We start from the raw sequence: 13,951 nt of genomic DNA on the forward strand, positions 1-13,951 counted from the left end.
GGTTCAGTAGAAAATTCATGGGGATAGCCCTGAATGTTAGCGAATGAGAGGGGATTGTATCTACTCTTCTCCTCTGCCGTGTACCGTAGCCTTACAGGACGTTGTGACGCAATATAGAGAAGAGATACCGAAGAAACAATAGTTTCTGAGGAGAAGGGTTGAAAAGATTTCATAAGATTTTTAGCTGTAAGGGTTAATCCCCTCGTCTCATAGGCATTCTCTCTATATTCCCTTATGAAAACGGAAACACCTCGTAATGCTACGGAGCACGGCAAGGGAGGAGAGTTGATTTTATTACTTTCACTGCGGGTATTTTCTAACCCCTCCGTCACTTCGTGACACCTCCCCTATATTTTGCATTGCAAAACACAGAGGAGGAGGTTTAATGCCCTTCTATCACACTATTTATCAATGAGATGGATCGTGTTCGGCCTCCTCCTCTGCCGTGCTCCGTAGTGTGGCGTTAGCCATATAGGGGAGGTGTCACGAAGTGACGGAGGAGTTGAGAAGATATTATATAATCTTTGATTGAGGAGTTAGAGATATAAAACGAGCAATCCCCATGAATTATCTACTGAGCCTAAAAATCTACTGGCTCAATATAAGATTTTTTCTATCGGGACAAACAAAAAAAGCAGATTACAATTTTCTTGCAATCTGCTTTATGTGGTCCCACTTGGGCTTGAACCAAGGACCCCCTGATTATGAGTCAGATGCTCTAACCAACTGAGCTATAGGACCGGCACGGATATTTCCGTAAGCGTGTGCAAAGATAGATGTTTTCAAAGAAACCCCAAAATATTTTTTTATTTTTCTTCAAAGGGAATATAAAAGACGGCTGAAATCGCCCCTTCCCTATCGTACCCCGATATACCTCGCCTTTCCATGAAACAGCATAAACAAAAATTGTACAAGCATTTCTCGTCTGCTCGATACGGTTGTACCATCGACCGTCATGCTTCTGTCAACTAAGAAGCTGTTTTAACTTTATTGAGAAATAATATTATCATTGCAAGTAGGTATGTTCCGGCCATATTGAGCTCTTGTCTCGCATCTTGAATCCCTTGATTTTTGTCAATAGCGGGCTATTGACTGCGTATCTCGGACTCCAATCTGCTTCAACATAGGGCTCAATCTGTCTCGGAATAAATTTAAAACAGCTTCTAAAAATTTTTCTATGCAGCCAGAATACCGCACAAAATTCACTACTTTTGCATAAAATGCGAGAATAGGTAACGCCCAAATGTAATCAAGCAAATTTATTTTACCTTCGGTTCGCCCTATTTTCGCTGCACTTAAAACTGTATTTATGAATACGTCTTTGGCGGGTATCCGGAATTTATTATTCGATTTAGGTGGAGTTATTATAAATCTCGACCGGCAACGTTGTGTCGATGCTTTAACGGCATTAGGCGATGAAAAAGCCGACGAAATGCTGGACCTATCCGTCCAACGGGGAACACTCATGGATTTGGAAGAGGGGAAAATATCTCCAAGCGACTTTCTCAAGCGCATGCGCCAAAAGATAGGGAAAGCCGTCTCGGACGAGGAAATCGTCCATGCCCTTAACGAACTTTTAATCGGGATTCCCCTCGACCGTTTGACTCTATTACGGAAATTGAGACAGCGGTTCAACGTTATGATGTTGAGCAACACGAATCCTATCATGTTCGATACCAAAATAGCCGAGTGCTTCGCACAAGAGGGATTATCGATAACCGATTATTTCGACGACGTTTATTTATCCTACCGATTAAAATCTTGTAAACCGGACATCGCTATTTTCAAAAAAGTGATCAAACTATCCCGTATCGTTCCGCAAGAGACTTTATTTTTCGATGATTCTCAAAAAAATTTAGATGCTGCGGCCAGCCTCGGATTCAAGACTTTTCTCGTAACACCCGACAGGGATATAGTAACATTTTTCAATACCCAATCGATAGATGACTTCTGAATATAAAGGTATCACAAACGATCAAGCCGCTTTTGCAGCACTCGGCGTATTCGACGGTGTGCATACGGGGCATCGAGCCGTTATCGAAAAAGTAAAAGAAGAAGCGGCTATGAGAAACTTATCGTCGGCAGTCATCTCATTTCGCACACACCCGCAGCAGGTACTTCACCCCGAAATACCTTTTCGCATGCTGACATCGCCCGAAGAACGAGCCGAGCTGTTGCGAAAAACCGGGATAGATCGAACTATTTTTCTTGACTTCACACCCGAAATGTCCTTATTATCGGCGTACGATTTCTTGAAAATCCTGTCAAACCGATACTGTATAAAAGGGCTTATCATCGGCTATGACCATCGTTTCGGGCATAACCGGGCCGAGGGTTTCGAAGAGTACGTCAAATATGGCAAGGACTTAGGGATAGAAATAATCCATGCCCCTGAATTTGTGACAGACCTCGGGCCAGTAAGCTCTTCGATTATCCGAAAATATCTTTTGCAAGGCGATGTTTGCACCGCCAACCGATTACTTTCATATCCTTATACGTTGCACGGGAATGTGGTAAAAGGTTTTCAGGTCGGAAGGAAAATAGGATTTCCCACGGCTAATTTAAATATCGACTACCCGGACAAACTGATTCCTGCAAATGGAGTTTATGCCGTACGAATCGGGATACCAGACGGCAAACATTACGGAGGCATGCTTAATATAGGACATCGGCCGACACTAAACCGCCCGAACGATTATAGCATAGAGGTGAATATTTTTGATTTCTCGGAAGATTTATACGGCAAGACCTTATCTGTCGAACTTATCGAATATGTACGCACGGAGAAAACATTCGCCGATATAAAGGCCTTACAGTCACAATTAGTTAAAGATAAAGAAACTATCCGCAAAATCTTATCCGAGTAATTTCCTCACTCACTTCCGGCGATTCGCAACGCAGAGAATAAATTCAAATTTATTCCAACTTCTATCTATTTTATCTCGAAACCTGAAATCGCTATAACGAGACTTGATAATCTTGTTTATTCAGTTTAGGATCACAACACACCAAACCGACATTCTTCATATCGACAGTTACCCTCACACGCTCGTCTTTAACGAGCTTTTCCCACCACGATTTCACTTCGCTATTACTGCGGATACCATCTATTATCAACAACGCATGCATATCCAAAACAGGGGCAAGCAAATCGGGCAATGCCCGATAATACGGCTTGGGCAAACGATTCACGACAATATACAGACGCTCGGGTGTTTGTCGAAAATAGTCCAAGAGAAACGTAGCATATTCTTCCCGAACGAAATCGGCCTTCTCTCCAACCTCGGCAAAAAGGCTCTCGGCAAAATCATGAATCTCGGGCAACGGTTCTACAACCGTAATCTCAGATTGTCTTCCCGCCAATCTCAAATAGAGAGTCGAAATTCCCCATGAAGTTCCTATTTCGAGAATGTTATCCGGACGAAAGAAGTTGGTCAATCGAAAAAAAAGCCTTCCTCGGCTTGTCGAAATCCGCTTCCGCAAATGTTTCTGTCGATGCGAAAGACTATCGTCCACATGCTCGTGACAAATCGCCTCTATGTCATCATAGGCATAGTACCTCGCTTTCTCCCGTATGACCTTCGTAATAAGTCTAAACGCAAAAGGAGAATGGATACCGAATCCCCATGCTTGACGCATGCGACTCATCGGCGACGTATAATCCTTCCAGAACTTTTTTTGCATGACGGTATTCCTAATCTTCCACAGACAAATCGTTACGCTTTTTCCACGCTCCAAGCCCCACCACTACAAATGCTCCCAAGATAAGGAACAAAGAAACATAGGCAACCGCTTCGGTCGTATGAACCGATTGCGGGTCGAAACGGAAAATGACTTCGTGGTCTCCGGCGGGAAGATTTACCGCCCGCAGCACATAATTCACCCTCGCCATATCGACCGGTTTCCCATCGACTGTCACTTGCCAGCCCCACGGGAAATATATCTCTGAGAAAACAGCCAATCCACCATTTCGGGATTGGTAACGATAAGTCAACTCGTCTGGTTTGTATGCCGTCTCATAAATCGTGTCACCAGCAACCGGAGGAATGATTTTCTCACCGATTTCATTCTTGAATTTACGATCGGCCACCGCCGTAAACGACGGATCGAAATCGGTAATCGCCTCCATCTCGGCATCGGCATTATCAACCCATTTCACTTCCGAGACGAACCATGCGTTCCCCAAAGCTCCGGGATTGCGTACCACCGTCTCTTTTCCGTTTTCGAGAGGTTGGATAATATAACGGGTGTTCAACATATTCAATACCGCAGGATTGGCATTCTCCAACTGATGCTTTATCAAGTCTTGATAACGACGCAACTTGGCGGCATGGTATCCTCCCACCGATTTATGATAATACGAAGTACGAGGCTCGTTGAAACTTGCCTCCAAAGTTGGTCCCGCAGCAGCATTCAATACTCTGTAATTCATATCTTTGTCTTGCAAGATATAACGATCGGCCTCGGTCATGGGGAAAGGATTGGTTTTCCGGGCAGCAGTCACGAAGTTACCGCTATTGAGATAACGTTTATTGACCGGATACATATCGCCGATAAGAATTACGACCAACGCAACCATTGCCACAGTCGAACCCAACTTCTTCTCCCTCAAAAGCCACAAAGCGACAAAGCCCAATGCAACAATAACGAACGAACGCCATGCATCGGCCGTAAATATAGCTCGTCGAGCCTCGGCTATCCCGGCGAATAACTCTCCATAACCGGGTTGCTGTATAGCCTCCAATTCATAATCTTTCAAGAAATCATCGAACAAACCGGGGAACAAGGCCGCCAATAAGGTAATCCCCCCCACTATACCGCCACTCAAATAGAACGACCATTTTTCTCTTTTAAGAATCGAGGGATCGTCGAATATCTTTTTCAATGCCAACACAGCGAGCAGAGGCATACAAAACTCGGCAACGACCAAAATACTCGAAACGGTACGGAACCGGTTATACATGGGGAAATAATCGATAAACCAGTCGGTAAACCACATCATATTCTTCCCCCATGACAGCATAACGGTCAATATAGTTACTGCGAGCAATGCCCATTTCAACGGAGTACGAACGATAAAACACCCCAATACGAACAAAAAGAAAATCAACGCACCCACGTAAACGGGCCCGGACGTGAAAGGCTGGTCACCCCAGTATCGGTCGACCTGAGACAAATAAGGACGGATTTGAGGATCGGCAGCCTTCGTCGCATGCTCGTTCTCGGAAAGCAGTCCACTGGCCCCTCCCTTACTGTCGGGAATAAGCAAGGTAAGCGTCTCCATCTTGCCATAACTCCATTGAGTAATATAATCCTTATCCAATCCGCTGCCCGTATTTTCTTGGGAATTGTCTTGCGATGTCAGCTCGGTATGTCCACCTCGCATGGATTCCTTCGAATACTTATAGGTATGATACAGATTCGAGGCATTCGCTCCGACAGCCAATAAAGCGGCGACAACCAATACTCCGGTGGCTTTGAAAAAGCGAGGCAACGTATGCGAACGATAATGTTCTACCGCATAGGCAATTACTACGGCAAAGATAACAAACAAAAAATAATAGGACATTTGCACATGGTTCGACATGATTTGCAATGCCCCGAACAGAGCAGCCAATGCTCCACCCAACAGATATTTACCCCGATAGGCCAGCACGATACCGGCGATCGTCGGCGGGATATAAGCCAAAGTAATAAACTTCCAAATGTGCCCCGCCGCGATAATAATGAAAAAATAGGAAGAAAACGCATAGGCTATCGCCCCAAAGGCTGCCAGATACCAACGGACATTCAGCGACAACATAAGGATATAAAAGCCCAACATCATGATAAACAGCAAAGACACCGGCGAAACCAGCCACAAGTTGTAGATCTTTTGCAATCCTTTCAACGGTTCATTGCTCGCATAGCTCGGAGCTATTTGGAACGTGGGCATACCGGAGAATACCGTACCCGTCCAACGAGGCATTTCTCCGGTCTCTTCGGCATACGTTTTCGCCTCATGCCCGATAGCTAAACCTTGTTGGGTGTCATGTTGAAACAATATTTTCCCTTCGATTACATCGGGACAAAAATAAACGAACGATAATAATACAAACACCAATACCGGCAATAATGCCCAAAAATTCCTATGGTTTTTCATTTCTCCAAATCTGTATATTCTGTGCAAATGTACGAGTTTAACCGAAATAATCCCACTTCAAGAAGAACAATCTGAAACAAAAACGTTTATCTTCTATTCCTTTATTAATAGAGCCGGAGCTGCACTGGGCAACTCCGGCTCTATTAATAAAGACTTATCTTCTATCTTATTTCACAAGCGAAGCGATATCGAATTTTGCAAATTCAAGATCGGTAGCAGCTTGTTGGGCTTTCGAAGAATCCATGCTGATAGATTTCTTCAAGTTGGAAACAACCATTTGTTCGTTGTTGGTACGAGCACCCAAAACAGCCATCAAATAGTATGTATTGGCATTAGGAGCTTCAACACCGGCCAAAGTAGCTTTTGCTTTGCTGTAATCTTTCGTCAAGATTTGAGCCAAAGCAGCATTGTTGGATTTAACATCGCCGAATGCTTTAACAGCTGCGTTATAGTCGCCTTTCTTCATGTAGAATACACCCAATGCTTCGTTCAATTCTTCTACACCAGCAGATTTACCAAATGCTTGTTCTGCCTTAGCATAGTCGTTATTAGCCAAGCTGATCAAGCCTTGATTCATAGCAACTTCGGGAGTATTAGGAGCAATGCGGGCAGCTTTTGCAAAGTTGTTTTGAGCAGCAGCCAAATCGCCTTCTTCGTATTGAACCATACCCAAGTTGTTGTATCCGCGATAATCATTAGGATAGATTTCAACGACTTTTGCATAAATAGCGGCTTTTTCTTTATTGGTCTTTACCAAAGTAGCAGCATAAAGTAATTCGTCAACAGAAAGAGCTTTGGCATCTTCCTTAGCCAATTTCGAAATTTCTTCGTCAGATTTACCGATAACGTTTACAGAAGCTGTGATTCTCGAATAACGCAATTGGGGAAGAATTTCTTCGGCCAATACTTTGAACACAGAAGACATGTTCTTAATTTCACGTTCGCGTTGTTCAGGATCGGAATACATTGAAAGAACATTCAAAATAAGTTCTTTGTCTTGGATATTCGATTTCGAAACCAATTCTTTGAAACCTTCCCAGTCTTGAGCTGTAAATTCGGCAGTCATATCGGCATCGATTTTACCTTTCTTCAAGCTCTTCTTCATATAGTTAACCGTATTTTTCTCACGGTTTTCGGCCAAAGTCGTATTCAACTTAACACCACCATCGGGAGAAGCGTAAGAAGCGACATTGATATTGGTCAATTCCTTATTAGGAGCTTCGGTAGCAGCTTTGATTTCATTGTGCAAAGCGTTCATTTGTTCCGATTTCAATTGCTCAGAACGCAAGTTGGCTTGTTGAATAAGGAACATAATGTCGGCAGAATATTTTTCTTCTATGATACGTTGGAACTTATCGGGCGTAATAGCAGGATTCAACTCTTGTGCGTTAGCGATCTCGGCCGTAGAAATAACGCCTTCTGCAACAGTTACACGAGGAAGGTCATACGTTTTTTTGCCTCTTTGTACCTTAAATGCCAATTGCAATTCCGATTTCCGCATAGCAGGAATGTATTTGAAATTAACCGGCATTGAAACAACACCACCCATTTTATAAGAAATGGCTTGGTCGTTACCTTCTACTTTTTCACCTTGATAAACAAACGGAGTTCCGGCAGTTTCACCATCGGCATAAACCAAATACGGAGTTACGGTTACAACCGATTTCTTATCGAAATATTTTTCAGGGAAAGTTCCAGTAACCGTTGCAGGAACTTGACCGCCCACTACTTCAAGAGGAGAAGGGGTTACCGTAAAATAATCGGCCGATAACGGCTTCATGTCTTTGTTACACCCTACAAATGCCAGTGTCATGAGAAGCATTAGAGGAAGATAGATTTTCTTAATCATAATAATAATTGTTTGGTTACACTTATTTTTTGAAATATTACTTTTATAGTCAACTGTTTAAAAACAAAATACTCCTATTGCGGTTAATATTTAAGGCAAAAATAAACAAAAATAGAACACTCCCACTATTTTTATACAAATTTTTTTATCTAACCTTCATAATTTATAAGGTTTTCTTATTTCTGGGGTGGTGTTGCAATATCTCTTGTCGTAAAAACTGCCGGTCGAGATGAGTATATATTTCTGTCGTAGTGATACTTTCATGGCCCAACATCTGTTGTATTGCCCGTAAATTGGCTCCTCCTTCCAACAGATGGGTAGCAAATGTATGCCGCAACGTGTGCGGACTGACTTTCTTACGAATGCCACATCTTTCACAAGCCCTCTTGATAATATAGAAGATCATTACTCTGGTGAGTTGTGTCCCCCGGCGATTCAGAAACAAAATATTCTCGTTGCCCCGCTTTATATCGAGGGATAGCCGATCATCTATATAAGGACGAATTTCTTTAATCGCTTTCTCTGAAATAGGAACCAACCTCTGCTTTTTACCCTTACCTTCCACGATGATATAACCGTCGTTAAAATAGAGGTTGGACATACGAAGCCCCACCAATTCGGAAACACGAAGGCCACAACTATACAATGTTTCTACAATCGCTCGATTGCGGCGTTCTTCCGGTTTCGACAGGTCGAACGAATTGACTAGCTCGTCCACCTCCTCTACTGTCAACACGTCGGGCAATTTCATACCCAATTTAGGAGTCTCTATCAATTCCGAAGGATTCGTATCGATGCATTTCTCCATTCTCAAAAAATTGAAAAAAGATTTTATCCCCGAAATAATACGAGCCTGCGACCGTGCACCGATACCCAAATCTTGTAATGTAGCGACAAACTGATGCAAATCGGCTCCTGTAACGGTTCTCCAATCCAAATTTTCCGAGTCGATAAAGTCAACCAGCTTTTCTACATCGGACATATAACCGGCTATCGTATTCTCCGAAAGCCCTCGTTCCAGTCTCAAATAACGACTAAAACGTTTTAACAAATTATCCGTATCAACTAATGCCATTTTCTTTTTATCCGATATCTCATTTTTTTTCTGTAATTTTGCACTAAATTCAGGAGTAGTTTTTTGAGCTTTTATACAAAACAAAGCTACGCTAATGGCAGACTATTCCGTATCTTGATGAAAATAGGCAAAATCGAAGAGAATACGAAACATGTATTTCTCCTTACAAAGATAGTGATTTATGGATATTCTTATTATTAACGGGCCGAATCTTAACCTTTTGGGGAAGAGAGAAAAAAGCATTTACGGAGAAAAAAGTTTCGAAGATTATCTCTGTGAATTGCAGCAACGTTATGCCCAACACCACATTGCATACTATCAATCCAACATAGAGGGCGAACTCATCGGAAAAATTCAAGAAGCCGGTTTTTCCTGCGACGGCATTGTCCTTAACGCCGGTGCATACACACACACGTCTATTGCAATCGGCGATGCCATACGAGCAGTACCCGCCCCCGTTATAGAGGTGCACATTTCCAATATACATGCCAGGGAAGAGTATCGACACACATCAATGATAGCCGCCGCAGCGAAGGGGTCGATCATCGGATTCGGACTCGACTCATACCGGCTCGCCATAGAAGCTCTAACTGAAAACGAACGATAAATTAATCATATATGTCCAAATATACCAAAATAGTAGCCACCATTTCCGACGCTCGTTGCGACGTCAATTTTATCAAGCAGCTATACGAAAGCGGCATGAATGTGGTGCGTATGAATTCGGCCCATTTGCAAGAAGAAGGATTTCAAAAAATCATCGACAACGTGCGTGCCGTTTCGAACAAAATAGCCATTTTAATGGATACAAAAGGACCCGAAGTGCGTACTACCGCATTGTCGGGGGATTCAAACATTTTGTTTTCGACGGGCGACATCGTTCGCATCACGGGAAAAGAAGGAACATTGACCGGCAACGGATATATCGGGGTGAGTTATCCCCGTTTTGCAGAGGACCTTTCCATAGGCAGCCACATACTTATCGATGACGGAGAGCTCGAATTTGTCGTGCGAAAAAAAGAGAACGACGATTTGCTGTGCGAATCACTCAACAACGGAGAACTGGGTGCACGCAAAAGCGTAAACGTCCCGGGAGTACGGATTAACCTACCTTCTCTCACGGAAAAAGACATTCGCAATATCCACTATGCCATTAAACAAAATATCGACTTCATCGCTCACTCGTTCGTACGCAGCAAACAAGATGTTCTCGATATACAGGCTATCCTCGACGAGTACAAAAGCCCCATCAAGATTATCGCCAAGATAGAGAATCAAGAGGGTGTGGATAATATCGACGAGATACTCGAAGCCGCCTATGGGGTAATGGTCGCGCGAGGCGATTTGGGAATAGAAGTTCCCCAAGAAAAAATCCCCGGCATACAGGCTCGACTGATTAAAAAATGTATACAGGCCAAGAAACCGGTAATCGTAGCGACACAAATGTTGCACTCGATGATAAAAAATCCCCGACCTACCCGTGCCGAAGTTACCGACATAGCCAATGCCATTTATCAACATACCGACGCGCTTATGCTCAGCGGTGAAACGGCTTATGGGAAATACCCTGTCGAAGCGGTGGCGACTATGGCCCGTGTAGCCGAAGAGGCCGAAAACAACAAACTCACGGAAAACAACATTCGGGTAGTTTCGACCGACGACCCCGATGTCACTTCGTTCCTTGCCAAACAAGCCGTAAAAACGTTTAACAAATTGGGCACGAAAGCTATCGTTACCGACAGCTACACAGGGCGAACCGCTCGTTATGTCGCTGCCTTTCGCGGCAGATACCCGGTATTGGCGATTTGCTATTACGAGCGGACAATACGGTTACTGGCCCTCTCATACGGCGTCTTTCCGTTATATCAGGAACGAACCCGTACTTCCCGCGAATATTTGTTCAACGGGCTAAACCATCTCATGGAACAACACCTGATAAACCGAGACGATTTAATCGCCTATCTGGGCGGCGGATTCGGTGAAGGAAAAGGAACGACGTTCTTAGAAATCAATCGAGTGGGAGAAGTTCTCGATAACTTCGACCACTATACGCTACCCAACATGGAAGATACCGAAGCATGACGCCCGAACTGGAAGAATACATATTGACCCACATCGACAAGGAAGACGAGCTGCTCGCTTCTCTCGACAGAAACACCCATCTCTACCACTTGCGCCCGCGCATGGTATCGGGTCATCTGCAAGGGAGGATTCTCAAAATGTTCTGCCGCATGATCCGGCCGCACAGAATATTGGAACTGGGAACCTTCACCGGATATTCGGCCTTGTGCTTGGCCGAAGGACTGACCGAGGGCGGCGAAGTACACACCATAGAGATCGACGACGAGATAGAAGATTTCACCCGCAGTTATTTCGATAAATCCCCGCTACGCGACCGGATAAAATTGATTATAGGCGATGCTTCGGACATCATTCCGACACTAACCGACACGTATGACATCGTGTTTATCGATGCCAACAAAAGGGATTACTTGAAATATTACGAGCTCGTATTGCCGAAGGTGCGACCGGAAGGATTCATTCTTGCCGACAATACCCTATGGGACGGGAAAGTCGTAACCGACCCGAACAGCCGCGATGCCCAAACCATAGGAATAGAACGGTTCAACGACTTCGTCGCGACCGACAATCGGGTAGAAAAAATTATACTTCCCTTACGAGACGGACTCACGATCTTATGGAAAAAACCATAATTTCGCCGGATATACGAGGTAAAACTTTGTTATTTATTAAAACCACCTATTATGGAAACAACCAGACAAAACAAAATAAGCCGACTGCTCCAAAAAGAATTGAGCGACATATTCTTGGCAGAAACCCGTAAAACACATGGGATAATCATATCGGTAAGCGTAGTGCGGGTAAGTCCCGACCTGAGTACGGCAAAAGCCTACCTGAGTATTTTCCCGCCGGAAAAGAGCGCAGAAATGATAGAAAACATCAATGCCAATACGAAAACCATTCGGTACGAGCTTTCACAGCGGGTACGTTACCAGTTGAGAAAGACTCCCGAACTGTCGTTTTTCCTTGACGATTCGCTCGACTACATCGAAAACATAGATTCTCTACTGAAAAAGTAAACGCTCCCTATGAACCGCCTCGCCCGGAAAATAGCATGGCGTTACTTGTTTTCAAAAAAATCGCATAGCGCCATCAATGCCATATCGATTGTCTCGGTATGCGGGGTGGCTATCACTACGTTGGCTCTCGTCTGCACGCTATCGGTCTACAACGGATTTACGGAGCTGATAGGATCGCTCTACTCCCAAATAGACCCGCAGATAAAAATAACTCCGTTGCAAGGCAAAACTCTTGACACCGAAGAAGAGACTATCGAGCAAATCGCCGAATGGAACGAAGTGAAAACATTCACACCCGTCATCGAAGAAAACGCCCTCTGTATATACAAAGACCGGCAACGGCCTGTTTTAGTGAAAGGCGTACCCGACAATTATACAGAGCTTTCCCACATACAAGACATTGTCACGAGCGGAACGTTCCAACTCAACGACGGCAGAATCGACTACGTATCATTAGGTATCGGCGTAGCTGGACAACTCGGCGTTGTCGCCAACTCCCCTTATCCGGTAGAATTGTACGCTCCCAATCGGTTGGGAAAAGTCAATCTGACCAATCCGTCACAGTCGTTCAACGGGAGACGTATTTTCGTCTCATCGACATTCTGCGCCAACCAAGCCATCTATGACGACCAGCTCGCCATCATACCCTTGTCGACGGCTCGCGAGATGTTCAGTTACACTACCGAAGCGACCGCTATCGAGCTACGCCTCACTCCAACGACAAATGAAAACGAATTTGCGAAAAAATTGAGAGAGCACCTCGGTGACGCTTATCGGGTAGCGACCCACATACAACAAAACGACTGGTACAAATGGGTGCAAATAGAGAAATGGATCACATTTCTTATTTTATCGTTCATTCTGATGATTGCCACATTCAACGTAATCGGAGCCTTGTCGATGCTTATTATCGACAAAAAACGGGATATAGATACACTACAAAACCTCGGAGCCGACGACAGACTCATTTCTAAAATCTTCCTTGTCGAAGGGTGGCTCATTTCGGCTATCGGGGCTGGTTCGGGACTCATCTTGGGAGTCATACTCTGCTATCTGCAACAAGAATACGGAATACTGAAATTGGGCAGTTCCGAAGGCGTGTTTATTACCGACGCCTATCCGGTAAAGCTGGAACTCCTCGACACGCTGGCAGTCACAGCCATCGTCCTCATTCTGGGATTCGTGACCGCTTGGTATCCGGCCAAATTTCTGAGAAAAAGACTTCTGACAGCCAAACAAAACGAACAATAACCTACCACGCTCCGTCATTGCATGTCACCCGCCCTATCTCATCTTATGATGACCGACGGAAGATTCATTAAAACCAATGCCTACGCTTTTTAAGGGCACTGAGAATCATTCCATTTCCCGAGCGATAGCTTCGGCAATAGCTTGCATCTCGGTAGATTCAAGAGAAAGTTTGTCCCGGAAAAAATTCATATCCGCTTCCTTGTTAATAGGAACGAGGTGAATATGGGTATGCGGGACTTCGAGTCCCATAACAGCGACTCCCACTCGCTTACAAGGAATCGCTTTCTCGATAGCCTTCGCCACCCGTTTGGCAAATCGGGTAAGACCCACATAAGTCTCATCGTCCAAATCGAAAATATAATCGACCTCTTGTTTGGGAATAACCAAAGTATGACCTTTGGCAACGGGACTGATGTCTAAAAAAGCAAAGTAGTTTTCATCTTCGGCTACTTTATAGCACGGTATTTCACCGGCAACGATACGACTGAAAATAGATGCCATAATTTCGTGATTTTAGGTCTACAAATATAGTG

12 protein-coding genes and 1 tRNA gene are annotated in these 13,951 nt (G+C 44.2%); 7 read left to right on the forward strand and 6 right to left on the reverse strand.

What is annotated here, in order from left to right; genetic code table 11:
* Positions 1-667 precede the first annotated feature (667 nt).
* Positions 668-741 (reverse strand) — tRNA-Ile (locus tag QVD32_RS09705).
* A 568-nt stretch (positions 742-1,309) separates the two neighbouring features.
* On the opposite strand from QVD32_RS09705, the gene QVD32_RS09710 reads away from it, so the two are divergent.
* Together QVD32_RS09710 and QVD32_RS09715 are read left to right on the forward strand one after the other, a co-directional pair.
* Entirely contained in the window at positions 1,310-1,954 is a 645-nt protein-coding gene (locus QVD32_RS09710; RefSeq protein WP_118687031.1) for an HAD family hydrolase, read from the forward strand.
* Positions 1,944-2,867: a bifunctional riboflavin kinase/FAD synthetase gene (locus QVD32_RS09715; protein ID WP_021891681.1), complete on the forward strand. Its 924-nt coding sequence runs from the start codon at positions 1,944-1,946 to the stop codon at positions 2,865-2,867. The genes QVD32_RS09710 and QVD32_RS09715 overlap by 11 nt, the downstream gene beginning before the upstream one ends.
* Before the next feature lie 91 nt (positions 2,868-2,958).
* On the opposite strand, the gene QVD32_RS09720 is transcribed toward QVD32_RS09715, so the two are convergent.
* The 4 genes from QVD32_RS09720 to xerD form a co-directional block, all read right to left on the reverse strand.
* Positions 2,959-3,684, reverse strand: a complete 726-nt coding sequence (locus QVD32_RS09720) for an O-methyltransferase (protein ID WP_008863085.1) — start codon at positions 3,682-3,684, stop codon at positions 2,959-2,961.
* Positions 3,685-3,694: 10 nt separating this feature from the next.
* Positions 3,695-6,142 carry a YfhO family protein gene (locus QVD32_RS09725; RefSeq protein WP_021891683.1) on the reverse strand — a complete coding sequence of 816 codons (2,448 nt, stop codon included), beginning with the start codon at positions 6,140-6,142 and terminating at the stop codon, positions 3,695-3,697.
* Between the two features lie 166 nt (positions 6,143-6,308).
* Positions 6,309-7,991 (reverse strand): hypothetical protein, encoded by a 1,683-nt coding sequence (locus QVD32_RS09730; RefSeq protein ID WP_021891684.1) that lies wholly within the window; start codon positions 7,989-7,991, stop codon positions 6,309-6,311.
* A gap of 163 nt (positions 7,992-8,154) precedes the next feature.
* Positions 8,155-9,066, reverse strand: a complete 912-nt coding sequence (xerD, locus tag QVD32_RS09735) for a site-specific tyrosine recombinase XerD (RefSeq protein WP_008863082.1) — start codon at positions 9,064-9,066, stop codon at positions 8,155-8,157.
* Between the two features lie 181 nt (positions 9,067-9,247).
* On the opposite strand from xerD, the gene aroQ reads away from it, so the two are divergent.
* From aroQ to QVD32_RS09760, 5 genes are read left to right on the forward strand one after another with little or no spacing between them, the layout of a single operon-like run.
* Positions 9,248-9,673, forward strand: a complete 426-nt coding sequence (aroQ, locus tag QVD32_RS09740; RefSeq protein ID WP_008863081.1) for a type II 3-dehydroquinate dehydratase — start codon at positions 9,248-9,250, stop codon at positions 9,671-9,673.
* Positions 9,674-9,684: 11 nt separating this feature from the next.
* Positions 9,685-11,148 carry a pyruvate kinase gene (gene pyk, locus QVD32_RS09745; RefSeq protein ID WP_118687030.1) on the forward strand — a complete coding sequence of 488 codons (1,464 nt, stop codon included), beginning with the start codon at positions 9,685-9,687 and terminating at the stop codon, positions 11,146-11,148.
* The gene (locus tag QVD32_RS09750) at positions 11,145-11,780 is read left to right on the forward strand and encodes an O-methyltransferase (protein WP_021891687.1); all 636 of its coding nucleotides are present in this window, start codon (positions 11,145-11,147) and stop codon (positions 11,778-11,780) included. Before pyk ends, QVD32_RS09750 begins: the two co-directional genes overlap by 4 nt.
* A 51-nt stretch (positions 11,781-11,831) precedes the next feature.
* A complete protein-coding gene (rbfA, locus tag QVD32_RS09755; protein ID WP_008863078.1) occupies positions 11,832-12,167 on the forward strand; it encodes a 30S ribosome-binding factor RbfA in 336 nt (111 codons plus the stop codon).
* Between the two features lie 9 nt (positions 12,168-12,176).
* Positions 12,177-13,418, forward strand: coding sequence for an FtsX-like permease family protein (locus QVD32_RS09760; RefSeq protein WP_118687029.1), 1,242 nt, complete (start codon positions 12,177-12,179; stop codon positions 13,416-13,418).
* 105 nt (positions 13,419-13,523) lie between these two features.
* Here QVD32_RS09760 and QVD32_RS09765 read toward each other — a convergent pair whose 3' ends face one another.
* On the reverse strand, positions 13,524-13,919 hold the full coding sequence (locus QVD32_RS09765; protein ID WP_008863076.1) for an HIT family protein: 396 nt from the start codon (positions 13,917-13,919) through the stop codon (positions 13,524-13,526).
* Positions 13,920-13,951: the final 32 nt, after the last annotated feature.

Source organism: Barnesiella sp. (assembly GCF_022723415.1).
Classification (GTDB): Bacteria; Bacteroidota; Bacteroidia; order Bacteroidales; family Barnesiellaceae; genus Barnesiella; species Barnesiella intestinihominis.